22 protein-coding genes are annotated in these 25596 nt (G+C 66.6%); 14 read left to right on the top strand and 8 right to left on the bottom strand.

All coding sequences use genetic code 11. The features are described from left to right. The first annotated feature begins 127 nt into the window (after positions 1-127). The 4 genes from folD (at position 128) to guaA (ending at position 4888) form a co-directional block, all read left to right on the top strand. Positions 128-1006: a bifunctional methylenetetrahydrofolate dehydrogenase/methenyltetrahydrofolate cyclohydrolase FolD gene (folD, locus tag Q0P60_RS14035; RefSeq protein ID WP_294994509.1), complete on the top strand. Its 879-nt coding sequence runs from the start codon at positions 128-130 to the stop codon at positions 1004-1006. Between the two features lie 275 nt (positions 1007-1281). Then, positions 1282-2739: an IMP dehydrogenase gene (gene guaB, locus Q0P60_RS14030; protein WP_294994507.1), complete on the top strand. Its 1458-nt coding sequence runs from the start codon at positions 1282-1284 to the stop codon at positions 2737-2739. A 107-nt stretch (positions 2740-2846) separates the two neighbouring features. Next, on the top strand, positions 2847-3326 hold the full coding sequence (locus Q0P60_RS14025) for a hypothetical protein (RefSeq protein WP_345780334.1): 480 nt from the start codon (positions 2847-2849) through the stop codon (positions 3324-3326). After that, complete coding sequence (gene guaA / locus Q0P60_RS14020) at positions 3323-4888, top strand: glutamine-hydrolyzing GMP synthase (RefSeq protein ID WP_151354968.1); 1566 nt, start codon at positions 3323-3325, stop codon at positions 4886-4888. Before Q0P60_RS14025 ends, guaA begins: the two co-directional genes overlap by 4 nt. A 385-nt stretch (positions 4889-5273) precedes the next feature. Here the strand turns inward: guaA and Q0P60_RS14015 are convergent, their stop codons facing one another. After that, positions 5274-5849 carry a hypothetical protein gene (locus Q0P60_RS14015; protein WP_294994498.1) on the bottom strand — a complete coding sequence of 192 codons (576 nt, stop codon included), beginning with the start codon at positions 5847-5849 and terminating at the stop codon, positions 5274-5276. Between the two features lie 759 nt (positions 5850-6608). On the opposite strand from Q0P60_RS14015, the gene Q0P60_RS14010 reads away from it, so the two are divergent. Then, on the top strand, positions 6609-7343 hold the full coding sequence (locus Q0P60_RS14010) for a hypothetical protein (RefSeq protein WP_294994495.1): 735 nt from the start codon (positions 6609-6611) through the stop codon (positions 7341-7343). A gap of 36 nt (positions 7344-7379) precedes the next feature. Here Q0P60_RS14010 and Q0P60_RS14005 read toward each other — a convergent pair whose 3' ends face one another. Continuing rightward, positions 7380-8729, bottom strand: coding sequence for a hypothetical protein (locus Q0P60_RS14005; protein ID WP_294994492.1), 1350 nt, complete (start codon positions 8727-8729; stop codon positions 7380-7382). A 176-nt stretch (positions 8730-8905) separates the two neighbouring features. Between Q0P60_RS14005 and Q0P60_RS14000 the strand changes: the two genes are divergently transcribed. After that, on the top strand, positions 8906-9688 hold the full coding sequence (locus tag Q0P60_RS14000) for a 3-hydroxybutyrate dehydrogenase (protein WP_294994669.1): 783 nt from the start codon (positions 8906-8908) through the stop codon (positions 9686-9688). Here the strand turns inward: Q0P60_RS14000 and Q0P60_RS13995 are convergent. Both Q0P60_RS13995 and Q0P60_RS13990 read right to left on the bottom strand, forming a co-directional pair. Further along, positions 9685-10449: a hypothetical protein gene (locus Q0P60_RS13995; RefSeq protein WP_294994487.1), complete on the bottom strand. Its 765-nt coding sequence runs from the start codon at positions 10447-10449 to the stop codon at positions 9685-9687. The two genes, Q0P60_RS14000 and Q0P60_RS13995, sit on opposite strands and share 4 nt — an antisense overlap. A 97-nt stretch (positions 10450-10546) precedes the next feature. Then, a complete protein-coding gene (locus Q0P60_RS13990; RefSeq protein WP_294994484.1) occupies positions 10547-10924 on the bottom strand; it encodes a DUF4180 domain-containing protein in 378 nt (125 codons plus the stop codon). 181 nt (positions 10925-11105) lie between these two features. On the opposite strand from Q0P60_RS13990, the gene Q0P60_RS13985 reads away from it, so the two are divergent. Continuing rightward, the gene (locus Q0P60_RS13985) at positions 11106-12356 is read left to right on the top strand and encodes an alpha/beta hydrolase (RefSeq protein WP_294994482.1); all 1251 of its coding nucleotides are present in this window, start codon (positions 11106-11108) and stop codon (positions 12354-12356) included. Between the two features lie 60 nt (positions 12357-12416). On the opposite strand, the gene Q0P60_RS13980 is transcribed toward Q0P60_RS13985, so the two are convergent. The 3 genes from Q0P60_RS13980 to Q0P60_RS13970 are packed head-to-tail and all read right to left on the bottom strand — an operon-like array spanning position 12417 to position 13662. Further along, positions 12417-12878, bottom strand: a complete 462-nt coding sequence (locus Q0P60_RS13980; protein ID WP_294994481.1) for an SRPBCC family protein — start codon at positions 12876-12878, stop codon at positions 12417-12419. A 2-nt stretch (positions 12879-12880) separates the two neighbouring features. After that, a complete protein-coding gene (locus Q0P60_RS13975) occupies positions 12881-13195 on the bottom strand; it encodes a metalloregulator ArsR/SmtB family transcription factor (protein WP_294994480.1) in 315 nt (104 codons plus the stop codon). A gap of 11 nt (positions 13196-13206) precedes the next feature. Next, on the bottom strand, positions 13207-13662 hold the full coding sequence (locus Q0P60_RS13970) for an SRPBCC domain-containing protein (RefSeq protein WP_294994479.1): 456 nt from the start codon (positions 13660-13662) through the stop codon (positions 13207-13209). 166 nt (positions 13663-13828) lie between these two features. Here Q0P60_RS13970 and Q0P60_RS13965 point away from each other — a divergent pair, with 166 nt between their 5' ends. The 3 genes from Q0P60_RS13965 (at position 13829) to Q0P60_RS13955 (ending at position 19476) form a co-directional block, all read left to right on the top strand. Further along, positions 13829-14353, top strand: a complete 525-nt coding sequence (locus Q0P60_RS13965) for a GNAT family N-acetyltransferase (RefSeq protein WP_294994478.1) — start codon at positions 13829-13831, stop codon at positions 14351-14353. A gap of 141 nt (positions 14354-14494) precedes the next feature. Then, on the top strand, positions 14495-16264 hold the full coding sequence (locus Q0P60_RS13960; protein WP_294994475.1) for an oleate hydratase: 1770 nt from the start codon (positions 14495-14497) through the stop codon (positions 16262-16264). 446 nt (positions 16265-16710) lie between these two features. After that, positions 16711-19476, top strand: coding sequence for a PAS domain S-box protein (locus Q0P60_RS13955; RefSeq protein ID WP_294994471.1), 2766 nt, complete (start codon positions 16711-16713; stop codon positions 19474-19476). Positions 19477-19504: 28 nt separating this feature from the next. Here Q0P60_RS13955 and ftrA read toward each other — a convergent pair whose 3' ends face one another. Beyond that, positions 19505-20506, bottom strand: coding sequence for a transcriptional regulator FtrA (gene ftrA / locus Q0P60_RS13950; RefSeq protein ID WP_294994468.1), 1002 nt, complete (start codon positions 20504-20506; stop codon positions 19505-19507). 287 nt (positions 20507-20793) lie between these two features. Between ftrA and Q0P60_RS13945 the strand changes: the two genes are divergently transcribed. The 4 genes from Q0P60_RS13945 (at position 20794) to Q0P60_RS13930 (ending at position 25581) form a co-directional block, all read left to right on the top strand. Then, positions 20794-23370, top strand: coding sequence for a TonB-dependent receptor (locus Q0P60_RS13945; protein WP_294994465.1), 2577 nt, complete (start codon positions 20794-20796; stop codon positions 23368-23370). Positions 23371-23457: 87 nt separating this feature from the next. Then, positions 23458-24039: an FMN reductase gene (gene msuE, locus Q0P60_RS13940; protein WP_294994462.1), complete on the top strand. Its 582-nt coding sequence runs from the start codon at positions 23458-23460 to the stop codon at positions 24037-24039. Between the two features lie 169 nt (positions 24040-24208). Next, complete coding sequence (locus Q0P60_RS13935) at positions 24209-24571, top strand: DUF3088 family protein (protein ID WP_294994459.1); 363 nt, start codon at positions 24209-24211, stop codon at positions 24569-24571. A 14-nt stretch (positions 24572-24585) separates the two neighbouring features. Next, a complete protein-coding gene (locus tag Q0P60_RS13930; RefSeq protein WP_294994456.1) occupies positions 24586-25581 on the top strand; it encodes an MsnO8 family LLM class oxidoreductase in 996 nt (331 codons plus the stop codon). Positions 25582-25596: the final 15 nt, after the last annotated feature.

Here is a 25596-nt window from a genome sequence, read left to right as displayed (position 1 = left end):
TCCGACGCCCTGAGATTGCCGGCCAGCGGCCGGCGCGACCGGGTGAGGGATTGCCGAAGCCCGCGGTGGGCGAGGGGGCCTGAATCAGGGACAATAGCGTCCCCGCCGCCGCCGTCCCCCGCATTCGATGAACGATTCCGCCGCCCCGCATCCTGCCCGCATCCTTGATGGCCGCCGCATCGCCGAGGACCTGCTCGACAGCCTGAAGGTGCGCGTCGACGCCCGTGTGGCCGCCGGCGGCAGCCGCCCGGGCCTGGCCGTGGTGCTGGTCGGCGGCGACCCGGCCTCGACCGTATATGTGCGCAACAAGCGCCGCGCCGCCGAGAAGGTCGGCATCGAAGCCCATGACTACGACCTGCCGGCCGGGACCACCGAGGCCGAACTGCTCGACCTGATCGACCAGCTCAACGCCGATCCCAAGATCAACGGCATCCTGATCCAGCTGCCGCTGCCCGGCATCCCGGACGCGCGCCGGCTGATCCAGCGCATCGACCCGCGCAAGGACGTGGACGGCTTCCACCCGGAGAACGTCGGCCACCTGGCGCTGCGTGAGTTCGGCCTGCGCCCGTGCACCCCGCGCGGCATCACCACGCTGCTGGGCCACACCGACCAGCCGGTGCGCGGCCGCAACGCCACCATCGTCGGCGTCAGCAACCACGTCGGCCGGCCGATGGGCCTGGAGCTGCTGATCGCCGGCTGCACCGTGACCAGCTGCCACAAGTTCACCCCCAAGGACGTGCTGGAACAGGCCGTGCGCAATGCCGACATCCTGGTGGTGGCGGTCGGCCGCCCGGGCATCGTGCCGGGCGAGTGGGTGAAGCCGGGCGCGGTGGTGATCGACGTCGGCATCAACCGGCTGGACGACGGCCGCCTGGTGGGCGATGTCGGCTTTGATGCCGCCGCCCAGCGCGCCAGCTGGATCACCCCGGTGCCGGGTGGCGTCGGCCCGATGACCGTGGCCACCCTGATGCAGAACACCCTGGAAGCAGCCGAAGCGCTGAGCTGACCCGTTGTTGGGGAAATCTGCTGTTGGGATATCTGCTATTGGTGGGTGCCGACCGTTGGTCGGCACATTGCCGGCAGATGGAGAGTGCGGACCAACGGTCCGCACCCACCGTGCGCCGTCCGCACCCACCGAGGGCGGTTCGCACCCACTGTGGGCCGGTTCCAGACCCTCCTGAACCAACCACTGCCCGCGCGACACTGCGTCGCATCTACCCCCTGCCACACGGCGCGAAAAAGGGGTAAAATGTCGCGCTTCCCCACATCTCGGGTATGCCGATGCTGCGCATCCAGGCTGAAGCACTCACTTACGACGACGTCTCGCTCGTCCCCGCCCACTCGACCATCCTGCCCAAGGACGTCAACCTCGAAACGCGGTTGACCCGAGACCTGAAGCTCAAGCTTCCGATCCTGTCCGCGGCCATGGACACCGTCACCGAAGCCCGCCTGGCCATCGCCATGGCACAGCTGGGTGGCATGGGCATCATCCACAAGAATCTCAGCCTGGAGCAGCAGGCCGCGGAAGTGGCCAAGGTCAAGAAGTTCGAGGCCGGTGTCATCCGCGACCCGATCACCGTCGGCCCGGAAACCACCATCCGCGACGTGCTGGCCCTGACCCAGGCGCACAACATCTCCGGCGTGCCGGTGGTGGGCAGCGACGGCCTGCTGGCCGGCATCGTCACCCACCGCGACATGCGCTTCGAAACCGAGCTGGACGATCCGGTCCGCCACATCATGACCAAGAAGGATCGCCTGATCACGGTCAAGGAAGGCGCCGCCTCTGACGAAGTGCTGCAGCTGCTGCACCGCAACCGCATCGAGAAGGTGCTGGTGGTCAATGACTCGTTCGAACTGCGTGGCCTGATCACGGTCAAGGACATCCAGAAGAACACCGACTTCCCGAACGCGGCCAAGGATCTGTCGACCCGCCTGCTGGTCGGCGCCGCTGTCGGCGTCGGTGGCGATACCGATCGCCGCGTGGAAGCACTGGTCGCCGCCGGCGTGGACGTGATCGTGGTCGATACCGCACACGGCCACTCGCAGGGCGTGCTGGACCGCGTCAGCTGGGTCAAGAAGAACTTCCCGAACGTGCAGGTCATCGGCGGCAACATCTGCACCGGCGAAGCCGCACTGGCGCTGCTGGACAGCGGTGCGGACGCGGTCAAGGTCGGCATCGGCCCGGGCTCGATCTGCACCACCCGCGTCGTCGCCGGTGTCGGCGTGCCGCAGGTCACCGCGATCGACCTGGTCGCCGAAGCGCTGCAGGACCGCATCCCGCTGATCGCTGACGGTGGCATCCGCTACTCGGGCGACATCGGCAAGGCGCTGGCCGCCGGTGCCTCGACCATCATGGTCGGCGGCCTGCTGGCCGGTACCGAGGAATCGCCGGGCGAGACCGAGCTCTACCAGGGCCGTTCGTACAAGAGCTACCGCGGCATGGGTTCGCTGGCTGCGATGGAAAAGGGGTCGAAGGACCGCTACTTCCAGGACGCCGCCACGGCCGACAAGCTGGTGCCGGAAGGCATCGAAGGCCGTGTGCCGTACCGCGGCCCGGTCGGCGGCATCATCCACCAGCTGATGGGCGGCCTGCGTGCCACCATGGGCTACCTGGGCTGCGCCACCATCGAAGACATGCGCAGCAAGCCGAAGTTCGTGAAGATCAGCGGCGCCGGCCAGCGTGAGAGCCACGTCCACGACGTGACGATCACCAAAGAGCCGCCGAACTACCGCGCCTGATGCGCTTTCGAACTGCGCTTGCGATTACGGGCAGCCTGCTGATGGCAGGCTGTTCGTTGTCCGAACCGCCGCCGCGCTCCGGGTCTCCGGGCGCGGCGGTTTCGCAATTGCAGGACGTGCAGGCGTGCCAGAACGCGTTCTCGCTGCCGAACGGCTGGCAGGTGCAGGCCGCAGGCGAGCAGCGCTGGCTGCTGAAGGGGACTGGCGAGCGCCCGCTGCAGGTCACGCTGAAATGCATTACCGAGCTGGGCAACACGCTGGAGCATCCTGCGGTGACCGCCGAGCTGGGGCCGCTGGAGCCGAAACGGATGAGCGTGCAGTTCGCCTCCTGGGGCGAAGCGGTGGATTCCGGCTACCCGATCCGCGCGCTGCAACGGCGCATCGTGCCCGGCACCGAGGTGCAGGAAATCGCCGAGCTGCCGCGCGCCGACCGCTCCAACCCCAACGCTCCGCATGGCCTGCTGATGCTGCGCTGGGATGAGGAAGACGCCTCACATATTCAACAACGCAAGGCATTCATCGCCACGCTGACGCAGAGCCTTGAAGCGCCGGGCACTGCGAAAAACACCACTGGAACGGCACCATGACCAACATCCATAACGACAAGATCCTCATCCTCGATTTCGGCGCGCAGTACACGCAGCTGATCGCCCGCCGCATCCGCGAGCTGGGCGTCTACTGCGAAATCTGGGCGTGGGACCACAACCCGGCCGAGATCGCCGCGTTCGGTGCCAAGGGCATCATCCTGTCCGGTGGCCCGGAATCGACCACGTTGCCGGGTGCGCCGGCTGCGCCGCAGGAAGTGTTCGACAGCGGCTTGCCGATCTTCGGCATCTGCTACGGCATGCAGACCCTGGCCGCGCAGCTGGGCGGTGCCACCGAAGCCGCCGACCAGCGCGAATTCGGCCACGCCGAAGTAAACGTGATCAATCCGGATGCCCTTTTCAAGGGCTTGAGCGACCACGGTGGCGAGCCGAAGCTGAATGTCTGGATGAGCCACGGCGACCACGTCTCCGTCGCGCCCCCGGGCTTCACCATCACCGCCACCACCGACCGCATTCCGGTGGCCGCGATGGCCAATGAAGAAAAGCGCTGGTACGGCGTGCAGTTCCACCCGGAAGTGACCCACACCCTGCAGGGCCAGGCGCTGCTGCGCCGTTTCGTGGTGGACGTGTGCGGCTGCCAGACCCTGTGGACTGCCGCCAACATCATCGACGATCAGATCGCCCGCGTACGCGAGCAGGTCGGCGACGATGAAGTGATCCTGGGCCTGTCCGGTGGCGTCGATTCGTCCGTGGTGGCCGCGCTGCTGCACAAGGCGATCGGCGAGAAGCTGACCTGCGTGTTCGTGGATACCGGCCTGCTGCGCTGGCAGGAAGGCGACCAGGTAATGGCGATGTTCGCCGAGCACATGGGCGTCAAGGTCGTTCGCGTGAATGCCGCCGACCGTTACTTCAAGGCGCTGGAAGGCGTGAGCGACCCGGAAGCCAAGCGCAAGATCATCGGCAACCTGTTCGTCGAGATCTTCGACGAAGAGTCGAACAAGCTGAAGAACGCCAAGTGGCTGGCGCAGGGCACCATCTACCCGGACGTGATCGAGTCGGCCGGCAGCAAGACCGGCAAGGCGCATGTGATCAAGAGCCACCACAACGTGGGTGGCCTGCCGGAGCACATGAAGCTGGGCCTGGTCGAGCCGCTGCGCGAGCTGTTCAAGGACGAAGTGCGACGCCTGGGCGTCGAGCTCGGCCTGCCGCGCACCATGGTCTACCGCCACCCGTTCCCGGGCCCGGGCCTGGGCGTGCGTATCCTCGGCGAAGTGAAGCCGGAGTACGCCGAGCTGCTGGCCAAGGCCGATGCCATCTTCATTGACGAGCTGCGCAAGGCGGATCTGTACGACAAGACCAGCCAGGCCTTTGCCGTGTTCCTGCCGGTGAAGTCGGTGGGCGTGGTCGGCGACGCGCGTGCGTATGAGTGGGTGATTGCGCTGCGTGCGGTGGAGACGATCGACTTCATGACCGCGCATTGGGCGCATCTGCCGTATGAATTCCTGGGGACGGTGAGCAACCGGATCATCAATGAGTTGCGGGGGGTTTCAAGGGTTGTCTATGACATCTCGGGGAAGCCGCCGGCGACGATTGAGTGGGAATGAGTTGAGAGAACGAGGGCGCCGAGAGGCGCCCTTTTTCTTGCTCAGGGCCACCGTCAGGGCCGTCCGAGGACATGCCTCTGCCTAAGATGGTGAGAACCGCGGTACCGGTGTCCGCTTCGGTGAACGAGGGGCGGCTGACCAAACGGCCCGGGCCATCGCCAACTGGACCACCCCGGGCAGTGCAGGCACAGATAAGCGCGAGTATGCGCCCAGCGGCATCTAGGCTCTCGGCTCGATGGCCGACGCCGTTCACCTGGACAGGCAGGGCGTGGCATTCCTGGGGACTGATCGACGCCTTCGGGAGCTGACTACCGGGCAGAACCCAGCTTCGGCGCTGGAAGTGGGACAGCGATTGGCGGAGCGGTTGAAGTACGGCGGAGCTACATCAGCCCGCCACAAGCGTCGTTCCTGACAGATCTTCTATTTCGGAAAGCGCGTGACGCGTCAGGGCCCAGTCGCCAGAGTGCCTGATGGCTACGCCACCTGCCGCCGTCCAGGCTTCACAGTTCTCTTTGAAGTCATCGATCAGAACATCGCCCGGCTGGTGCATGAAAAGAGGCTTGTGCCTCCCGCCAAGCACAGGCAACACCAGGCAGGTTGCTGACAAGTGTTCGCGAACCCACTGTCGCTTCTGCATCGCAGCGAGCGGATAGTTCGATTTCGGACAGGAAGTGAGGATCACCGGACTCAAGTGGTGGATGCTGTGGAAAAACTCCACTGCGCCATGCATCGGCGGAAGGTCGCGGAAGAATGACGGGTGGTTGTTGATGTGCCCCCACATTTCATCGTCGGCAAGCAAACGATGGTCAAGGCCAAACAGGGCGGGAAATGCCGCGTCGAAGTCGGCCATCACACCATCAAGATCTACATAGATCGTGCGGCTGGGTGCGCTCGATCCGTTCGTGCGCTGCTTCAGGCGCGGGTCCATCATCGGTATCGACTTCATATCATCAGCGTTCATTACCGCGTTCTCCTGTAGACAGTGGGCTTTCTTCTTCGTCCGTTACCCAGTAGCGGGCCAAGGTGCTGGGCGATTGCGACAAAATGGCAGCAATCATGTTGCCGCTGGCGTCGGTTCAGAGCGGAAGGGGGATGGCCTGCAACCCCGGTTCATGCGCAACGCCAGAGTGCCTTCTGAGTCCATCAGGCACTGCTGCAGCGGGACAGTGCGCCGCGCCTTGGCATCACAATACCGGTACCAACCGCCAAAAAAGAAACGGATGAAAATCGCATCACGGCGGTATCTGCCGGTTGATGCCGTAATCGGCACGATGGAAGTGCGGCCTTCATCGCGGCGCTTCTTCGAATGCCTGCCGAGTGGCTGCTCTGACCTCTGGCCAAGACGCACGGCCTGCAACTACTGGCTCATTTCGCCAATCAAGGAGCAATCCGGCGCGCTGGTGAGTGGATCATCCCCAAGCGCTACGGAAAGGTCGAACGGCGATACATCTGTGGCGCTCGCTCCAGATTCAGTCCAATGACGTCACTGAAAATGGATGCTCAAGCCGACTTGATATGGCACGCCAACCAGCGCGATCATCATGCTGAAGCGTGTGTGCACTGTACGCGCCCTGGGTCGCGGCTGGTCAGCGCCAACCGCCTGAACCCGCTCGATCTCCAGTAGTTTGATTGGGCATGGCGTGGCTACCATGGCACGATGGTGGGTCGGCTTCGTCCCTTCGGGGCGGAGCCGTTTTCCCAGGGAAGCCTTCAACACGACATGCGAACGCCCATTCTCTTCACCTTCTCCGCCCTGTGCCTGGCCCTGTTGTCCGGCTGTGCCACCGGCCCGGAGGAGCACACCTCAAGCCGCGAAATCAGCGCAGCGTTCGTGGCCGATGACGGACAGCTGTACCTGCTGCCGCGCTTTGAAGAGCCGATGCGTTTCAATGCCGCGCCATTCCGTGAGTACCGCGCGCTGATGGACAGCCCACTGCGCGAAGCCGTGGCCTGCGCGCAGATGTACTTCCATGAGGACTGGCGCGATCCGGCCAACAAGGCCAAGGTGCACGGCAGCTATGCGCTGCTGCTGCGGCCAGGGCAGGTGACGCCGCAACAGGTCGTGCAGTTCAAGCTGGAGCGGATTGAGGTACTCCCGCGCGAGGCGAAGTATGTGGATGAGCGTGCGCGCTACTACCTGCCGCAGGATCGGAGCCGCTACGCGCTGGCGTTTGATCGGGCCTGCAATCTTTCAAAGAAGGGCGGCAGCTATTACAGCGCGCTGTTCGAGGGCGATGGCGAGCGCGTGAAGTTGCCGGACGCTGCTGCGCTGGCGGAAAAGGCGAAGCTGGCTCAGCCGATCAGTGCGCGCGCGCAGCGGATCCTGCCGGAGAGGGAGGACAAGCCAGGCGTGGGCGCCGCGGCTGGCAAGGTGCTGGGCGCGGCGCTGGTGCCGGTGGCGGTTCCGGTGTTTGTGTTGAGCCTGCCGTTCCTGGGGCCGGATCATTGGAAGTGATGGGGTAGGGCAGAGCAATCCACGCGTGGCGTGGATCTACTGGGTGCTTGTTCGCCACTGCTCCCAGGCGTTGGCATCGATACCGGCCTTCAGGGCGATGCCTTGCAGTTCCGCCCAGTTGCTCGGCGAAGGCGAAGCCAGCAGCCCGCGCATGAAGGCCTGCATCTTCGCTTCGCCCACCTGCTTCTCCAGCGAGAGCAGCAGCAAGGGGGCATGGACGTAGCGGTACATCTCGCCCAGGTCCGAGCTGCCGTCGATGGCATCAAGCGCCGGCAGCGGCGTCTTTTGTGCATCGCGGGCGGATTGCAGGCGCGCGATGTAGCGATCAGCCGCGGCATCGCCACTGATCTCGCGCAGCGCCTTGATCGATAGGAACTCGGCGCTGGATTCCAGCAGGACCCAGAAGTAGGGGCCCTGCGGGCGGTTCAGTGTGCCGAAGTAGTAGTGGGCCATTTCGTGCGCGATGTACTGCACGCGCCGCTCGGCCTTTTCGCCGCCGGCCAGCAGCGAATCGGCCACGTTGCCGATGCTGCCGCTCATGGCGATGGTCGGCCAGGTGGCGAACCCCCATTCACTGCCCTCGCGGTCGCGCTCGATCTGGTTGAGCGTGACCATGCGCAGAAAGGTGGGGCGGTCGGCCAGCGGCACGCCCATGTAGCGCGCATGCACATCGGCCACCTGCTGCACCGTGCGCGACACTGCATCGACCTTCGTGCTGGGCAGGGTCTCGTTGAGCAGGGTGACCTGCGCGGTGCGGGTGATCGGGCCGCTGCCGCCGAACAGCAGGATCGGCCGTGCGTTGTCGCTGCGGAAGCGGCCCTGCGCGCCTTCGATGGCCGGGCTGCCGTTGAGGTACAGGAAGCGGCAGCCTGTGCAGTCCACCTGCAGGTCATACCGGCTTTCGCTGCTGCGCACGCGCGCCTTGGAATCGAAGGCCTGTGGCAGCCAGGCGGACTGCTCGGTGAAGCGGGCGCTGTCCCCGTTGAACGCCATCATGCCCTTGAAGTCGCCGAGGGCGTCGTGCTTCGGGAACAACGGGAAGGCGCCGACGTACTGTACGCAGAGCGTAGGGGTGGACTGGGCCAGCGTATAGACGCGTGCCTCGCCATCCACGCCCGGGTCGTACCAGCCATCGAAGCCGACGGACGCGCCGTCGCCGTCGGTCACCCGTGCGACGTTCAGGCCGGCATTGAGTACGAACGCGTCCATTGATCCGGCAGGGCGGTTGGCCACGCAGACATCGCCTTCGACGCGACCGCTGCTGATATCCAGCCGCACGCTGCCGGTGGTGAGTGGCGTGGCCGCGGACGCGGGCGCGGCGTGGCTGGCAGCGGAGGCGAACAGTGCGGCGGCAACCGCGGGCAGCAGGGCGTTGCGAGGGGGCATCGGGCCATCCTTGGGTGGATTGGGGTGACTATAGGGGGAATGTGAGGGTGTGCCGAGGGGGGGGGCATCCACGCATGGCGCGGATGTAATGGGGTGCGGAGCATCCACGCATGGCGTGGATCTACTGGTGCATGGCGGGGATACACTGGCTGCCTACCCCCCTGGGAAGCTCGCCCATGTTCAGTGGAAAAGTCGCGGTGGTTACCGGTTCCACCAGTGGTATTGGCCTTGGCATTGCCAGCGCGCTGGCGCGGAAAGGCGCCGACGTTGTGCTGAATGGCTTTGGTGATGCGGCGGAGATCGAAAGGCTGCGCTCCCACATGGAAGCCGAATTCGGGGTGCGGGTGGTACACGATGGCGCCGATCTGTCGCGCGGCGAGGCGGTGCGCGACATGATCGCCCGCGTGGTTGCGACGCTGGGGCGCATCGACATCCTGTTGAACAATGCGGGTATCCAGCACACCGCACCGATCGAGGCGTTTCCCGTAGAGAAGTGGGATGCGATCCTCGCACTGAATCTGTCGGCGGTGTTCCATGCAACGGCGGCGGCCCTGCCTCACATGCAGCAGCAGGCATCCGGTCGCATCATCAACATCGCATCGGTGCATGGGCTGGTCGGTTCGGTGAACAAGTCGGCCTATGTGGCGGCCAAGCATGGCGTGGTGGGGTTCACCAAGGTGACCGCGCTGGAGAACGCGGGCACCGGCATCACCGCCAATGCGATCTGCCCCGGCTGGGTGCGCACGCCGCTGGTCGAGCAGCAGATCTCCGCCTTGGCCGCAAAAGAGGGAACGGACCAGGAGACCGCCGCCCGCGCGCTGCTGGCCGAGAAACAGCCCTCGTTGCAGTTCGTGACGCCCGAGCAGCTCGGCGAGATGGTGGTGTTCCTGGCCTCGGACGCCGCGGCGCAGATTACCGGCACGGCGTTGCCGGTGGACGGCGGCTGGACGGCGCGCTAGCGGGCGGGCTGTACCCGCCGCTGCAGCATCGGCAGCGCCACCAGCGTCGTGAGAATGGCGAATAGCACCAGAGACGCCCCCACCGTGCCGAAGCCCAGGCCGCCCTTTTCCAGCGGCTTGGTCAGCAGGTCGCCGAAGGTGGCGCCAAACGGCCGGGTCAGCACGAAGGCGATCCAGAACAGGATGACCCGGTTGATGCCCTTGATGCGGCTGGCCACTGCGGTCAGCGCGATGAGGCTGCCGATCAGCAGCGCGCCGCCTGTGAAGCCCAGTCCGGAATCGTCGGCGAGGAAGTCGCCCAGTGCGGTACCCAGCGTGTTGGAGACCAGCACGGCGGTCCAGTAGAACCCTTCGGCACGGCGCGATGCGATGTTGCTGACCGAGATCGACTTCTCCGATGCCCGCCACGCCAGCAGCACCAGTGCCAGGCAGGCGGCCAACAGGCTGGCGCCGGTGGCATAGCCCAGGCCCAGGGTGCGGTCGAGCAGGTCTGAGATCGTGGTGCCGACGGTGCTGGTGGCCAGCACCACCGCCCAGAACAGCGCCGGATGGAAGCGTCGCGCCGACAGCTGCACGGCCAGCAGGCCGGCGAAGAGCGTGAGCAGGATGGCCGAGCTGGCCACATAGCCCAGGTTGAGCGTCATCGACAGCAGGTCACCCGCGGTCTCGCCGAGGGTGGTAGCGGCGATCTTCATCACCCAGAACGACAGGGTGACCGCCGCCACTTTGCTGTGCAGGGAATCTGCCTCTGAAGCACTCATCGAGGGTCGCCAGGGATGCCTGTGGGCGATGCTGTGGCGGGTGGCGTCGGAGTGCGGTCGGAACCGGGTTCGGCGCGGGTGAGCGTGCGGGCGGCGTTCAGCCGGCGCTGGCCGGGGCCGGCAGGCGGGCCAGCAGGGCGTTCCAATCGGCAACGAAGCAGCCATCCCTGCCGCGGTTGCACTCGGTGATCCATGCGTCCAGGGACTCGCTCTCCGCGCGGTAGGCGCTGACATCGCCGAGCACGGCGAAGCGCAGGCGGTAGTTCACCAGCATCTGCAGCCACTGCCCGGCCATGCCGGAGCGCAGTTCGAAGAACGCCGGTGGCAGGCGTTGCAGCGGGATGGCGATCCATTCGGCATGGTTGCCGAGGGCGTCGCCGACCAGGTCACGCAGGCCGTTGCCATCCAGCACCGGGCCCTGTTCGTGGCTGCGCAGGATGCAGGTGCTGCCGATCTGTTCCAGTCGAGTGTCCATGCAGGAGCTTCGAAGTCCGTATCGTGCGTCCAGTATGCTCGCAGCGGGGGATGACAGCGAGCGGCTGCAGCATGCCCGGGGTGGCCGAACGCGCTACGCTTCGGCGATGCCCGCGTGCTGCGGGTTCACTGCGACGGGGTAGGGCATGGCGGGTTGGACGGGAGCTTGGTTGTGGAAGGCGGTGCTGTTGTCATCCGCGCTGCCGGCGGCGGCGGCGGAGCTGTGCACGGCCAGCGCGTATGGCGACGGGCAGGGCAACATCGTGGTGCTGGGCACGGCCGCTGCGGCACCGGCCGCGGGCCAGCGCTACCTGATGCTGGACGGGCGACGCGGTGCCACCGGCGATGCCAACGCACCGGTCAGCTGCAGCGGCGATGTAGTCAGCTTCAGGACGCCCGCCGGAACCACGCAGCACTGGCAGCGCCTGCGCACCCGCGATACCGACGCGACCTTCATCAGTGCGGGCACCCGGCTGGTTGGGCAGCTGGTTGAACCGGCTGGCGCGGCGGACCCGAAGCGTCCGTTGGTGGTGCTGGTGCATGGCTCGGAACGTACGATGGCGGTGGCGGCGATCTACCAGCGCATGCTGGTGGCCCAGGGTATTTCGGTGTTCGCCTACCAGAAGCGGGGAACCGGCGATTCGGAAGGCGAGTACACCCAGAACTTCGAGTTGCTGGCTGACGATGCGGCGGCGGCCCTGGCCAAGGCACGTGAGCTGGCAGCGGGGCGTTTCGGTCGGGCCGGCTACTTTGGTGGCAGCCAGGGCGGCTGGATCGCACCGCTGGCGGCGACCCGTTCGCAGGCCGATTTCGTGGCGATCGGCTTCGGCCTGGTGGTCTCGCCGATCGAGGAAGACCGCGAGCAGCTGTTCGATGAGGCACATCGCCTGCAGCTGGACGCGACGGCGATGCAGCAGGTGGGCCAGTTGTCAGACGCGACCGCAGAGCTGATGCGCACGCATTTCCGCGACGGCTATGCCGCGCTGGCCAACGTGCGTGCGCAGATCGGAGCTGCGCCGTGGGCGCAGACAATCAGCGGCGAATACAGCGGCGACATGCTGCGCATGAGTGATGCAGACCTGCACCGTATCGGCCGTGCCCGCTTCGACAATCTGGAGCTGATCTGGGACTACGACGCCGAGGCCGCGTTGCGGCGCCTGAAGGTGCCGTTGCTGTGGGTGCTGGCCGAGCAGGACCGGGCGGCGCCGATCGCGGCGACCCGCACCATCCTGTCGCGCCTGCGTGCGTCGGGGCAGCCGATCGATACCTTTCTGTTCCCGGATACCGATCACGGCATGGTCGAGTTCCGCACCGATGCCGACGGCAACCGGGTGTCGACCCGCATCACCGAGGGCTATCTGCGCCTGTTGGCCGATTGGATCAAGCAGCAGGCGGAGGGGAGCTATGGGCGTTCGCGCAGGCTGGCCGACTGAGTAGTGGCGCAAGGCGGGCGGCGGATCGCGCTCCGCCGCCCGCCGCATCGCCACGCGTTGTCACCCGTTCGGCTTGGCGAACACATCCAGTCCCTTGCCGGTTTCCAGCAGTGACTTCAGGCTGGACAGCACGATCGGCCAGCCCTGGCGGATGCCGGTATCCATGCCGCTGCCGGGTTCCAGTTCGTCATGGGTGACGGTCAGCCGCACCATGTCCTGGTAGGGCACGATGTCGAAGGTGACCCGGCTGTAGGCGTCCGGGTTATCGGCCTGCGAGGCGGCGGCCCAGGTGATGACCAGTCGCGAGGGCGGGGTGCTTTCCACGACCTCACCGACCAGCTCGACCGAACGTGTTTCGTTGGCGCGCACATGCTGCCAGCGCGAGCCGGGTTTCCAGTCCGAGACGTTCTCGTGGCCCCAGTAGCGGCGGGCGATCTCGGGGCGGGTGATGGCCTCGAACACCTTCTGCGGGGTGGAGGCGATGTAGATCACGTGGATGAAGCGGGTGGACTCTGCGGACATCGTCATTCTCCTTCCAGTTCTCGTTTCAGGTCATGCAGCAGGCTCAAGCGCTGCTGCTCGAACTTGCGCACCCAGCGCTCGTAGACCTCGTGCAGGGGTACGGGATTGATGAAGTGCAGCTTCTCGCGGCCACGGCGCACGGTGCTGATCAGGTTGGCGTCTTCCAGCAGGCCCAGGTGCTGGGTGACCGATTGCCGCGCCATGTCGAGCTGCTCGCAGAGCTGGCCCAGGGTCTGGCCGTTGTTCTCGCAGAGCAGGTCGAGCAGCGTTCTGCGGGTGGGGTCGGCCAGTGCCTTGAAGACCTTGTCTGCGTTCATCCGGGGCGTCTTCAGTTCCAGTTGTCGATCCTGACGTCGTGGGGATTGGGCTGGCCCTTGCCGGTCTCCAGCAGTGCCTTGAGGCTCATCAGGAACACCGCCCACTTGGTGCTGCAGTGGGAGGTGAACTCGATGCGCTCCTTCCAGCCTTCGTGCGTGAACAGGACGATGCAGTAGTCGCCCTCCTGCTTCAGCGCGAAGCGCGCGTGGGTGCCGATCCATTCCGCTGGGCCGGCGAGGAACCGCCAGAGCACGAGCTCGCCTGGAATGAGTTGTTCCAGCTTCATTTCCATCGCGCCGATTTCCTGGCCCTGGGCGGTGAAGCGAGCCTTGACCGTGCCGCCGGCGTTGCGGTCGCCGTGGGTGTCTTCAGCCCACCAGGCGGCGACTCCTTCCGGCGTGGCCAGAGCCTGGTAGACCTGGTTTGAAGGGGCCTTGATGCCGACCCTGTGTGCGATATCGACCATTGCCGGTTCCTCGCGATGGGCCGGCAAGCGCCGCCCTTGAGTGGACTATATGCAGGTAAATGCCTGCATGTCAAATCCGGTGGGTGGGGGACTGGATCAATACACTGGGCACCTGCCAGGCATGGCCTGGCACTACTGGATCTACGGGACGTCAGGGAGTGCATGCATGACTGAAGCTGGAAAGGAAACCTTGAACCTCCGCCGTGCCAGCGTGGCCGATGTACCTGCGGTGCTGGCGCTGTTCGATGAGGTGATCGCATGGTTCGTGTCGATCGGCAACCTGCAGCAGTGGGGCGGCGAGCCCTGGTCGACGGTGCCGCGCCGGATCGGCCAGGTGAGCGACGCCTGCGCGCTGCCGGGCGCGTGGGTGGCACAGAATGACAGCGGGGAGGTGCGTGGGTTCCTGGCACTGGGGGAGTCGATGCCGTACGTGCCGGCGCCGACTGGCCCGGAACTGTATGTGCGGGTGCTGGTCGCCTCGCGCGACGCCCGCGTGCGTGGCATTGGCCGGCGCCTGATGGCCTTCGCCGATGAGCAGGCGCGCGCTGCCGGGCTCGACCATCTGCGCGTGGACTGCTACGCCGGCGGCAGCGGGGATCTGGTGCGCTTCTATGAATCCTGCGGTTACACGCGCATCACACCGTTCACTGTGGAAGGGTGGCCAGGCATGCTGCTGGGCCGCAGGCTCTGACACCGCTGCGTCACTCCGTCGCAGCCTGCGTACAGGAAGGGTTGCACGGGTTCGGCGCTAGAGTAGGGCCATGACCTGCAGCGGATGGCGGTGTCGTCCGGCGGCCGGTTCCTGATCACCCCCTCCAGGAAGGAGCAGCGCATGTATTACAGCAGTGGCAACTATGAAGCCTTCGCGCGGCCGCGCAAGCCCGCCGGTGTCGATGGCAAGCGGGCATGGTTCGTCGGTTCGGGGCTGGCCTCGCTGGCCGGTGCCGCGTTCCTGGTCCGCGACGGGCGCATGGCCGGAGATCGCATCACGGTGCTTGAGCAGCAGCAGATTCCCGGCGGCGCACTGGATGGGCTGAAGGTGCCGGAGAAGGGTTTCGTGATCCGCGGCGGCCGCGAGATGGAAGATCACTTCGAGTGCCTGTGGGACCTGTTCCGCTCGATTCCATCGCTGGAAATCGAGGATGCCAGCGTGCTGGACGAGTTCTACTGGTTGAACAAGGATGATCCGAACTACTCGCTGCAGCGCGCCACCATCAACCGTGGCGAGGATGCACACACCGATGGCCTGTTCACCCTGAGCGAGCAGGCGCAGAAGGACATCATCGCGCTGTTCCTGGCCACCCGGAAGGAGATGGAGAACAAGCGCATCGACGAGGTGCTGGGCCGCGATTTCCTGGACAGCAATTTCTGGCTGTACTGGCGCACCATGTTCGCGTTCGAGGAGTGGCACTCGGCGCTGGAAATGAAGCTGTACCTGCACCGCTTCATCCATCACATCGGCGGGCTGCCGGATTTCTCGGCGCTGAAGTTCACCCGCTACAACCAGTACGAATCACTGGTGCTCCCGCTGGTGAAGTGGCTGCAGGACCAGGGCGTGGTGTTCCAGTACGGCACTGAGGTGACCGACGTCGATTTCGATCTGCAGCCCGGTCGCAAGCAGGCCACGCGTATCCACTGGACGCGCGAGGGCGTGGCCGGCGGCGTCGACCTGGGCGTGGACGATCTGCTGTTCATGACGATCGGCTCGCTGACCGAGAACTCGGACAATGGCGACCACCAGACCGCCGCGCGCCTGGACGAAGGCCCGGCTCCGGCCTGGGACCTGTGGCGGCGCATCGCGGCCAGGGACCCTGCATTCGGCCGCCCGGACGTGTTCGGTGCACATATCGCGCAGACCAAGTGGGAATCGGCGACGGTGACCACGCTGGACGCGCGCATCCCGGCCTACATCCAGAAGATCGCCAAGCGCGATCCCTTCAGTGGCAGGGTCGTGACCGGCGGCATCGTCAGCGTGCGTGACTCGCGCTGGCTGATGAGCTGGACCGTGAACCGCCAGCCGCATTTCAAGAACCAACCCAGCGACCAGATCGTGGTCTGGGTGTATTCGCTGTTCGTGGACACGCCGGGCGACTACATCAAGAAGCCGATGCAGGATTGCACCGGCGAGGAGATCACCCGCGAGTGGCTGTACCACCTGGGCGTGCCGGTGGAGGAGATCGACGAACTGGCCGCCACGGGTGCAAAGACGGTGCCGGTGATGATGCCGTACATCACTGCGTTCTTCATGCCGCGCCAGGCCGGCGACCGCCCGGACGTGGTGCCGGAGGGGGCGGTGAACTTCGCGTTCATCGGCCAGTTCGCCGAATCGAAGCAGCGTGACTGCATCTTCACCACCGAATATTCGGTGCGCACGCCGATGGAGGCGGTCTACACCCTGCTCGGCATCGAGCGTGGCGTGCCCGAAGTGTTCAACTCCACCTATGACGTGCGCTCGCTGCTGGCCGCGACGGGCCGCCTGCGCGACGGCAAGGAACTGGATGTTCCCGGGCCGGCGTTCCTGCGCAACCTGCTGATGAGCAAGCTGGACAAGACCCAGATCGGCGGACTGCTGCGCGAGTTCCGGCTGGTGCAGGAGGACTGAGCGGGCGGGTCAGCGGCAGCCGGTGATGGTATCGGCTGCCCGCTGGCCTGGGCGTCGTGGCAGGCGGGCAGAACCCTGCGCCGCTATCTCGGCCGGATGCAGCGTGCAGGCCCAGACGGTTCGGGCCGTCTGCGTAGGGTGGCTGCTGCGGCCCGGCTGCTGCGGGCCGGCTGCAACCGGCCTGCAACGGGGGGATTGTTGACGCCATTCGTATCCCGGATCGCGTAGATTGGCGCGGCCAGTCTCACTTCCTGCAGCCGCCTGAATGGCGCTGGGGCACTGCGACCCCCGCTCTCCCATCAGGACGTGACGTGCAATCGAGTCGATCTGTGTTCCCCCGTGCCACGGGGGCCGCTGCTGAACGTGTCCGCCAGCATGACTGGTCGGCGACTGCGCTTGGCCCCTCGGCGCAGTGGCCCGCCTCGCTGCGGTGCGCGGTGGAGCTGATGCTCAATTCCCCGGAGAGCATGTACCTGGTCTGGGGCCCGGAGCTGGTGTTCCTGTTCAACGATGCCTATGCGCCCATTCTGGGGCCGCGCCTGGAGCATGCGATGGGCGCGCCACTGCGCAGCCTCTGGGCCGATGCCTGGCCTGCGGTGCGCGAGCCGATTGAGCGTGCCTTTGCCGGGCAGGGGTCGCGCTTCGAGAATGCGCCTGTGGCCATGAGCCGCTACGGGGAACCGGAAGATACCTGGTGGACGTTCTCGTTCTCGCCACTGTATGCGGACGACGAGCAGGTGGCCGGCGCATTCTGCGTGACCAAGGAAGTGACCGGCATGATCGTGGCCCAGCAACGGCTGGCCCGCGAGAATGAAAGGCTGATCGCGCTGTTCGAGAAGTCGCCGTTGTTCATGGCTTTCCTGACCGGCCCCGAGCATCGGGTGGCCCTGGTCAACCCAGGATACGAGGCACTGATCGGTCATCGCGAGGTGATCGGCAGGCCGCTGATCGAAGCCCTGCCCGAAGCGCGGGACCAGGGCTATGTGGACCTGCTGGATGAGGTGTACCGCAGCGGCGAGCCCTATATCGGCCGCAAGGTGGCCTATGACAGCGGCGTGGCGCAGCCGGGTGCCGGGCCCCTGCATATCGTCGATGTGGTGTTCCAGCCGTGCAAGGATGACGCCGGGCGGGTCAACGGCATCTTCGTGCAGGGCCTGGACCTGACCTCGCAGGTGGCGTTGGAGCGCCACCTGTCCCTGACCGAAGCGCGGCACCGGCAGATCATGGACAGTGCGCGCGACTACGCGATGATCGCCACCGACATGGATGGGCTGATCACCCTGTGGAACCGCGGTGCGGAGCAGACCCTGGGCTGGCACGAGAACGAAGTGCTGGGCCGGCATGCCGGCTTGCTCTACCTGCAGGATGACCTGCTGGCAGATCGTTTCCGGCGCAACATGGAACAGACGGTGCGCGACGGTGGCCTGAGCGGTGAGCGCTGGCTGCGCCGCCGCGATGGTGGCCGATTCTGGGCACAGGGCTCGATGACGCTGCTGCGTGGCACCGAAGGCGAGGCGGTGGGGTTCGTGGTGGTGTTCCGCGACCGCACCTCGGAACGGAATGCCTCCGATGCGCTGGCGCAGAGCGAGCGGCGCCTGGCGGCGCTGGTTTCGGCCGCCACCCAGTCGTTGTACGCCATCTCGGCCGACTGGCAGCAGATCAACCTGATCTACCGCCAGGCTGACGCGGCGGAGTTGCGGGATACGGCGGGTACGTGGCGCGAGCAGCTGATCCACCCGGATGACCGGGTCGCCGTGGAGGCGGCCATTGCCGATGCACGACAGTCCACCTCCGCGCTTGAGGTCGAGCACCGCACGCTGCTGCCGGACGCCAGCGTGCGCTGGTCGCAGCTACGTGCGGTGCCACTGCTGGATGAGCAGGGGCGGGTGAAGGAATGGTTCGCGGCGGCATCGGACATCACCGATCGCCGTATTGCCCAGCAGCGATTGCAGCAGCTGACCCTGACGCTGGAAGAGCGCGTGCAATCCAGGACCGCCGAGCTGATGGCGATGGAAGAGCGCCTGCGGCAGGGCCAGAAGATGGAGTCGCTGGGGCAGCTGACCGGCGGTATTGCCCATGACTTCAACAACATGCTGACGGCGGTATCGATGGGGTTGGAACTGCTGGAGCTGCGGGTAGAGCAGGGCCGGCTGGATGGGCTGGAGCGCTACCTCGAGATGGCCCGCTCGGGCGCGGATCGTGCCGCCGCGCTGACCCAGCGCCTGTTGGCTTTTTCCCGGCGGCAGACGCTTGCGCCGTCGTCGGTGCAGGTTGCCACGCTGGTGAGCGGCATGCTGGATATCCTCACCCGTTCGATCGGTCCCTCCATCGGCATCGAAACCTGCTTCGAGCATTTCGAGGACGCGGTACGGGTCGATGCGCCGCAGCTGGAGAACGCGCTGCTGAACCTGTGCATCAATGCGCGCGACGCCATGCCTGGCGGCGGCACGATCACCATCTCCAGCTGCACCGAGCATCTGGCCGGAACGCGCAGCAAACGGCTCGGGCTGCCCGCCGGTGACTATGTGCGCCTGTCCGTGCGCGATACCGGCACGGGCATGGATGCCAGCGTGCTTGAGAAGGTCTTCGAGCCGTTCTTCACGACCAAGCCGATCGGCCAGGGAACCGGGCTGGGCTTGTCGATGATCTACGGGTTTACCCGGCAATCGGGTGGCCAGGTGGACGTGGAATCAGCGCCGGGCGCGGGCACGACGATGCACCTTTACCTGCCGAAGTCCGATCAGGCGCAGGCGACCGATCCGCCCCAGGCGACCGCCCTGTTGCAGAAGCCGGCATCTGAAAGCCGGTCGGTGCTGCTGGTGGAAGACGAGGACGCGATTCGAGGGCTGGTGCGCGATCTGCTGTCGGGGCAGGGTCACGCGGTGACCGAGGCATCCAATGGCAGTGAAGCGCTGGCGCTGCTCGGGACCGGACAGCCCTTTGATCTGCTGGTGACCGACGTGGGTCTGACCGGCACCCTGAATGGCCGGCAGGTGGCCGACGCCGCGCGGCAGCGGCAGCCGGGCCTCCCCGTTCTGTTCATTACCGGCTATGCGGCCAGTGCCGCGGTAGGTGGCGAACACCTGGAGCCGGGAATGGAGATCCTGACCAAACCGTTCAAGGCCGCGGAGCTGGATCGACGGGTGCAGCAGCTGCTGTCCGGGACGGGCAGGGGACGCCAGGCCGCGCTGCAGGATGCCGCATCCACATGACCTCCTGTGCGGCCCCTGGACGCAGTGCTCAGCAGCCGACCAGGCGGTCGGCGCCGAGACCGCCGCGATGCTGGTTGCGGTACTCGGTGGGGCTGGCATCGAGCTGGGCGCGGAAGTGGCGGCGGAACGATTCCTGCGAGCCAAAACCGGCCCGCTCGGCAATCCACTGCAGCGGGCGGTCGGTGGTTTCCAGCAGCTCGCGCGCATAGGCCACGCGTTCGCGGATCAACCAGTCGATGGGGGACAACCCGGTGGCTTCCAGGAACTGCCGCTGCAGGGTGCGCTGGCTGAGCGCGGCCTGTTCGGCGAGGCTGCCGAGCGAGTGCGGCTCGGGCAGGTTGCGGCGCATCCACTCCATCAGTTTTGCCAGCCGCGAGGGCTCGCCATTGGGGATCGCGCGGCTGACGCGCTGGCTGCGGCCAGCGTCGCGCCACGGCGCCAGCACCAGCCGTTCGGCCACCAGGTTGGCGACGCGCGCGCCGTAGTCCTTGCGCACCATGTGCAGCATCATGTCCATGCCGGTGGCCGAGCCGGCCGAGGTGATGAGGCTGCCGGTATCGACGTACAGCACGTCCTCGCGCACGTCGATGCGCGGGAATGCACGCGCCAGCGTTTCGGTGAGGCGCCAGTGGGTCGTGGCCTGGCGGCCATCGAGCAGGCCGGCCCAGGCCAGCACGAACGCGCCGGAGCAGATCGAGGCGATGCGCGCACCGCGTGCATGGGCGCGGTTGAGTGCATCGAGCAGGGCCTGCGGTGGACGCTCGCTGGGCTCGCGCCAGCCGGGAATGACGATGATGTCGGCATCCTCGACGCTGCTCAGATCGTAGGGCAGCTGCATCTGCGCGTTGCCAAGCAGGCGCAGCGCGCCGGGTTCGCCCGCGCACAACTGGGTGCGGTACCAGGCCACGCCCAGTTCCGGCCGTACCGGGGCAAACAGGCCGACCGCACAGCCGAACTCGAACAGGCCCTGGCCGTGGCAGGCAACGATGGCAACGAGGGGCGCGGTGGGGTCGGCGGAAGGGTTGGGCATGGCCTGATGCTACGGGCGGCGGCGCGAGGCACCGAGCGCTGCGCGGGCATGAGGTGATGCCCGCGCGGCATGTGCTGGGAGGATCGGGGTCGGATCCCTTTCCCCGGGAACGGATCCGACCCCAATCCGGATTCCGGGCGCCCCTGGGCGGGGCTGTACCTAACGTCATTACCAGCGGTCATGTGGGTGGCCGGATATGACGGTCGGGTGACGCGATCACGCCTGTCGTGGGGGGTGAACAGCCTCTTGAATGGAGGCGTGTCTCCGGCCCACCCCCACGAGCCCCCATGCCTGCCGCCCACCGCCCTGTCCTGAGTTCCCTTGCCGTCCTGATCGCAGCCGTTCTCGCCGCATCGCCCAGCCATGCAGCGGAAGCCGATGCAGCGCCCACCACCACTGCTGCGACCACCAATGTGGCGGCGTCCACACTGGATGCGGTGGTGGTCACCGGCTCGCGCAGCAGCACGCGCACGGTGAAGAACAGCTCCACGCCGATCGATGTGATCTCCGCCGAAGACCTGGCCGCCACCGGCCAGGCCAATCTGCTGGAAGCCCTGCAGCGCAGCCTGCCATCGCTGAGCCAGATCGGCGGCTACCAGAGTGACCAGGAGAGCCTGATCCGCGGCTACCAGCTGCGCAACCTGTCGCCGGGCTACACGCTGGTGCTGGTGAACGGCAAGCGCCGCAATGCCAGCGCCTATGTGAGCGGGGCCAACGGCGGCGGCTATCCGGGCCATGCCTGGGCCGACCTGGCCTTGATCCCGGTGTCGGCCATCGATCATGTGGAAGTGCTGCGCGATGGCGCATCGGCGATCTACGGCTCGGACGCGATCACCGGCGTGGTCAACGTGATCCTGAAATCGCAGGCGCACGGTGGCGACCTGTCGGTGGAAAGCGGGCAGAGCATCGACGGCGACGGCTCGCGTACCAGCGTGCGTGCCAATGTCGGCCTGCCGTGGGGCCAGGACGGCTTCGTCAACCTCTCTGGCGAGACCACGCGCCAGCATCATGCGATCCGCACCCGTCGCTACATCGACGGCTATCTGAGCTACCCGGCGCTGGATGCCAGCGGCAACCGGGTGGCGCTGCGGCCGAACAACCGGCTGCCGGCGGGGGCCTCGCCAGACGCGGCGGAGGCCGGCCGCAATGCCGAGGCCAACACCATCCTCAGCTCGCCGTCCTATGCGCTGAAGGCATTCGCGCTGAACGCCGGTCACGGCATCGGCGAGAGCACGCAGTTCTATGCCACCGCCACCGCCAGCGAGCGCACCGCGCAGGCGATCCAGAACTTCCGCCTGCCGGCGACCATCTTCACCACCTACAAGGCGCCCAGCGTGCTGAACGTCTGGCCCGACGGCTTCCTGCCGGTGCTGGAGACCAAGGAGAAGCAGTACACCGGCACGGCCGGCCTGAAGGGGCACATTGCCGGCTGGGACTACGATGCGAGCGTGACCGGCAACCGCAGCACGGTGCGCACGTATACGCGCGATTCGGCGAATTTCTCGCTGACCTATCCGGGGGCGCCGACCGACTTCTATGACGGAAAGCTGGACTACCAGCAGGGCATCGCCAACCTGGACCTGCGCCGCGGCTTCGAGGTAGCGGCCTTTGCCTCACCGCTGGAGGTAAGTGCCGGTGCCGAATACCAGCATGAGCGCTACCAGCGCGGGGCGGGGCAGTGGGAGTCGTACACCGGCTTTGGTGCCGCGGCCTTCGTCGGCTACTCCACGGCGGACGCGGTGAAGGCAACCCGCAACAGCAAGGCGGTGTATGTGGGCGCGGCCACCAACATCACTTCGCGCTGGTACCTGGATGCCGCCGCGCGCTGGGAAGATCATTCCGACTTCGGCAGCGTCTCCACCGGTCGCCTGACCACGCGCTTCGACTTCACCGATGCACTGGGTGTGCGCGCCACGGTCAGCAATGGTTTCCACGCACCCAGCCTGGGTGCACAGTACTACCAGGCCACCGGCAGCTGCCCGTGCGGTACCACGCTGGTCGCGCAGGTGTCTTCGCCGGCCGCGATCGCGCTGGGGGCCACGCCGCTGAAGCCGGAGAAGGCCACCAACTACAGCCTGGGGGTGACCTGGGACCCGAGCCCGGCCTTGCACCTGGCGCTGGATGCGTACCAGATCGACATCCGCGGCCAGCTTGGCCAGTCCAGCCAGATCGGCTACAACGCGCAGGACCCGGCGCGCATCACCGACAACAGCGGCACGGTGCTGAGCGCGGCGCAGAAGAACACCATCGATGCGCTGCTGGGCTCGGCCGGGATCAGCATCCTGCCCGGCGATGCGTTCTATGCCAGCTACTTCACCAACGTGGGCAACACCCGCACGCGTGGCGTCGAGCTGACCCTGGAAGCGAACCAGGAAACCCGCTGGGGCAAGCTGCGCTGGAACTATGCGGCCAATGTCGGCCGCACCACCATCCAGAAGGTCAGCGACATTCCGGCGGCACTGCAGGGATTGCCGAACATCAACCTGCTGACCCGGTCCAGTGAGTACGCGCTGCGCTTCCGCACGCCCAGTTACACGCAGGTGGCGGGGCTGGGCTGGCAGAACGGGCGCTGGCGCTCGAACGTGGACTTCACCTGGTATGGCCCGATCAAGCGCCTGAACAACGGTGTGGAGTACAAGCAGCCGCCGGCGCTGGTGACCAACCTTTCGGGTGGCGTGGAACTGGGCGCGGGCTGGAGTGCGGCGCTGGGCATCAACAACGTGTTCGACAAGCGCACCCGCAAGGTGCCCGAGTACGCACGCAGTGCCACCGACGTGGCCAGCATCGAAACCACCTGGGATACCGGCGATGTGCTGAGCACGATCGGTGCGTTCTGGTATGGGCGGATCAATTACCGGTTCTGAGGTTGCGGCCCACAGCAGCCGAGCATGGCTCGGCTCTACACGAGCAAGCGCAGCCGAGCAGGGCTCGGCTCTACAAGGGAGCATGTCATGTCTTCTGCATTGAAGGTGGTTGCATTGGTGGGGTCGCCGACCAGTTCGGCGACGTCGCGTACCCTGCTGCTGGTGCGGCATCTGCTGGAGTCGCTGCAGCAGCGGCTGCACGCCAGCGTGGATGTGGTGGAGCTGGCGCCGATCGCGCGCACGCTGGGCCAGGCGCTTTCGCGCAGCGAGGCCGAGCCGGCGGTGGAGCAGGCGCTGCAGACCATCGAGGCGGCCGAGTTGCTGGTGGTGGCCGCGCCGGTGTACCGCGGCTCCTACCCCGGGCTGTTCAAGCACCTGGTCGACCTGATTGAACTGGAGGCGCTGGTGGATACGCCGGTGCTGCTGGCGGCGACCGGCGGCAGTGAGCGGCATGCGCTGGTGATCGATCACCAGTTGCGGCCGTTGTTCAGTTTCCTGCAGGCACACACCCTGCCGATCGGCGTGTATGCCACTGCGGCGGACTTCGAAGGGGACCGGGTGCACAGCGCAGCGCTGCAGGCGCGCATCGCGCTGGCCAGCGAGCGCGCCGCCGGTCATCTGGCGGTGCAGGCACTGGCCGCGCCGGCGCCACTGCGGCGCATCGCATAGAGCCTGCCGTGGCGCGCATAACCAGCGGCATTCTGCTTATGGCCAAGGCGCATCTGCGTGGCCGGATCTGACCGCCGATTGTCGCCTGGCAGCGCCGTGGCAGTGGCCGCCATCACTAGCATCGATATCGAAGCGGCATCGCATTGCCGGACCCGATGAGGACGACCCCGTGGCTTTGGACGCAACACGCAAACCGATCCTGTTCCTGCTCGACCGTGAGTTCGAGGATGGCCAGATTCCCGGGCAGCGCTTCTTCTGCCGGCACAGCCTGCTGCTGGAAGGCGCGTTGTCGAGCATCGACGGCCTCGACGCGCAGCTGGATGTGCGCCGCATCGGCTTCGCGCGGCCGCGCCGCGAGGTGATCGCCGAGATCGGCGAGCAGGACCAGTCGCTGCCGAAGCTGGTGCTGCCGCAAGGCGTGCACAGCGAGCTTGCCAGTGGCGCGCACCGGGATCGCCAGTACATCTCCGGTGCCGAACCGATCCTGGCGGCGTTGAATGGCCTGCTCGGCATTCCCGTGGCCCACCCCTGAGCGAGGACGCGACGATGAGCTACCTGATCAGCGTGCTGGACAAGAGCCCGGTGGCCGACGGCGCCTCGCCGGAGCAGGCTCTGCGCAACAGCCTGCAGCTGGCGCAGCGCGCCGAACAACTGGGTTACCACCGCTACTGGTTTGCCGAGCACCATGCCGCCCCAACGCTGGCCAGCCCTGCACCGGAAGTGCTGGCGGCGTGGGTACTGGCGCAGACCCGGCGTATCCGCGTCGGCAGTGGTGGCGTGATGCTGCGCCACTACGCGCCGTACAAGGTGGCGGAGAACTTCAACCTGCTGTCGGCGCTGGCGCCGGGGCGCGTCGATCTGGGCGTGGGCAAGGCTCCCGGTGGCCTGCCGGCGTCGACTGCCGCACTGGCAGCCGGGCGTCCGCCGTTCACCGACTTCGAGCAGCAATTGCGTGACCTCGAAGGATTCCTGTCGGGCACGCTGGCCGCGTCCCACGCGCACGCCGATGCGCAGGCGCGGCCGATTCCGCAGGTGGCGCCGGAACGGTTCCTGCTCGGTGCCAGCCCGCAGAGCGCGGCACAGGCCGCCGAACTCGGCTGGCGCTTCGTCTACGCCGCCCACTTCGATGGCGACCCGACGCACATCGAAGCCGCGTTCGACGCCTATCGCCGTGCCTCCACACAACCGCCACTGCTGGCCACGGTCGCCTTTGCCGCAGCCAGTGCCGAGACGGCCGCACGCCATGTGGGTGCGCTGCGGGTCTACAAGCTGCACCTTGGCCCGGGGCAGGCGGTGAACCTGCCCAGTCCCGAGGCAGCGGCCGAGTATGCGCGCCAGGTCGGCGTGGCCGATTTCCGCATCGAGGAAACACGTCCGAGCGTGCTGTCCGGTGATGCGCAGCACGTCCGCGATGAACTGGATGCGCTGCATCGGCGCTTCGGCGTGGGCGAATTCATCCTCGATGCGCCGGTGGCCGACCTCGACGCACGCCTGGCATCCCTTGAACTGCTGTCGCCGGCGCCACGCGCGGCGGTGGCCTGACCTGCAGGAGCGATT

The organism is uncultured Stenotrophomonas sp., from assembly GCF_945952405.1.
Lineage (GTDB): Bacteria > Pseudomonadota > Gammaproteobacteria > Xanthomonadales > Xanthomonadaceae > Stenotrophomonas.
Note: the sequence above shows the minus strand (reverse complement) of the source record. Positions and strands in the feature narration are given on the sequence as shown.

Excerpts from the sequence above, each read along its gene's own strand:
- Q0P60_RS13930 (WP_294994456.1), top strand. The coding sequence starts at position 24,586 with ATGAGCTACCTGATCAGCGTGCTGGACAAGAGCCCGGTGGCCGACGGC.
- guaB (WP_294994507.1), top strand. The coding sequence starts at position 1,282 with ATGCTGCGCATCCAGGCTGAAGCACTCACTTACGACGACGTCTCGCTC.
- folD (WP_294994509.1), top strand. The coding sequence starts at position 128 with ATGAACGATTCCGCCGCCCCGCATCCTGCCCGCATCCTTGATGGCCGC.
- Q0P60_RS13990 (WP_294994484.1), bottom strand. The coding sequence starts at position 10,924 with ATGGACACTCGACTGGAACAGATCGGCAGCACCTGCATCCTGCGCAGC.
- msuE (WP_294994462.1), top strand. The coding sequence starts at position 23,458 with ATGTCTTCTGCATTGAAGGTGGTTGCATTGGTGGGGTCGCCGACCAGT.
- Q0P60_RS13995 (WP_294994487.1), bottom strand. The coding sequence starts at position 10,449 with ATGAGTGCTTCAGAGGCAGATTCCCTGCACAGCAAAGTGGCGGCGGTC.
- Q0P60_RS13980 (WP_294994481.1), bottom strand. The coding sequence starts at position 12,878 with ATGTCCGCAGAGTCCACCCGCTTCATCCACGTGATCTACATCGCCTCC.
- Q0P60_RS13955 (WP_294994471.1), top strand. The coding sequence starts at position 16,711 with ATGCTCAATTCCCCGGAGAGCATGTACCTGGTCTGGGGCCCGGAGCTG.
- Q0P60_RS14010 (WP_294994495.1), top strand. The coding sequence starts at position 6,609 with ATGCGAACGCCCATTCTCTTCACCTTCTCCGCCCTGTGCCTGGCCCTG.
- Q0P60_RS13960 (WP_294994475.1), top strand. The coding sequence starts at position 14,495 with ATGTATTACAGCAGTGGCAACTATGAAGCCTTCGCGCGGCCGCGCAAG.
- Q0P60_RS13970 (WP_294994479.1), bottom strand. The coding sequence starts at position 13,662 with ATGGTCGATATCGCACACAGGGTCGGCATCAAGGCCCCTTCAAACCAG.
- guaA (WP_151354968.1), top strand. The coding sequence starts at position 3,323 with ATGACCAACATCCATAACGACAAGATCCTCATCCTCGATTTCGGCGCG.
- Q0P60_RS14015 (WP_294994498.1), bottom strand. The coding sequence starts at position 5,849 with ATGAACGCTGATGATATGAAGTCGATACCGATGATGGACCCGCGCCTG.
- Q0P60_RS14000 (WP_294994669.1), top strand. The coding sequence starts at position 8,906 with ATGTTCAGTGGAAAAGTCGCGGTGGTTACCGGTTCCACCAGTGGTATT.
- Q0P60_RS13945 (WP_294994465.1), top strand. The coding sequence starts at position 20,794 with ATGCCTGCCGCCCACCGCCCTGTCCTGAGTTCCCTTGCCGTCCTGATC.
- Q0P60_RS13975 (WP_294994480.1), bottom strand. The coding sequence starts at position 13,195 with ATGAACGCAGACAAGGTCTTCAAGGCACTGGCCGACCCCACCCGCAGA.
- ftrA (WP_294994468.1), bottom strand. The coding sequence starts at position 20,506 with ATGCCCAACCCTTCCGCCGACCCCACCGCGCCCCTCGTTGCCATCGTT.
- Q0P60_RS13965 (WP_294994478.1), top strand. The coding sequence starts at position 13,829 with ATGACTGAAGCTGGAAAGGAAACCTTGAACCTCCGCCGTGCCAGCGTG.
- Q0P60_RS14005 (WP_294994492.1), bottom strand. The coding sequence starts at position 8,729 with ATGCCCCCTCGCAACGCCCTGCTGCCCGCGGTTGCCGCCGCACTGTTC.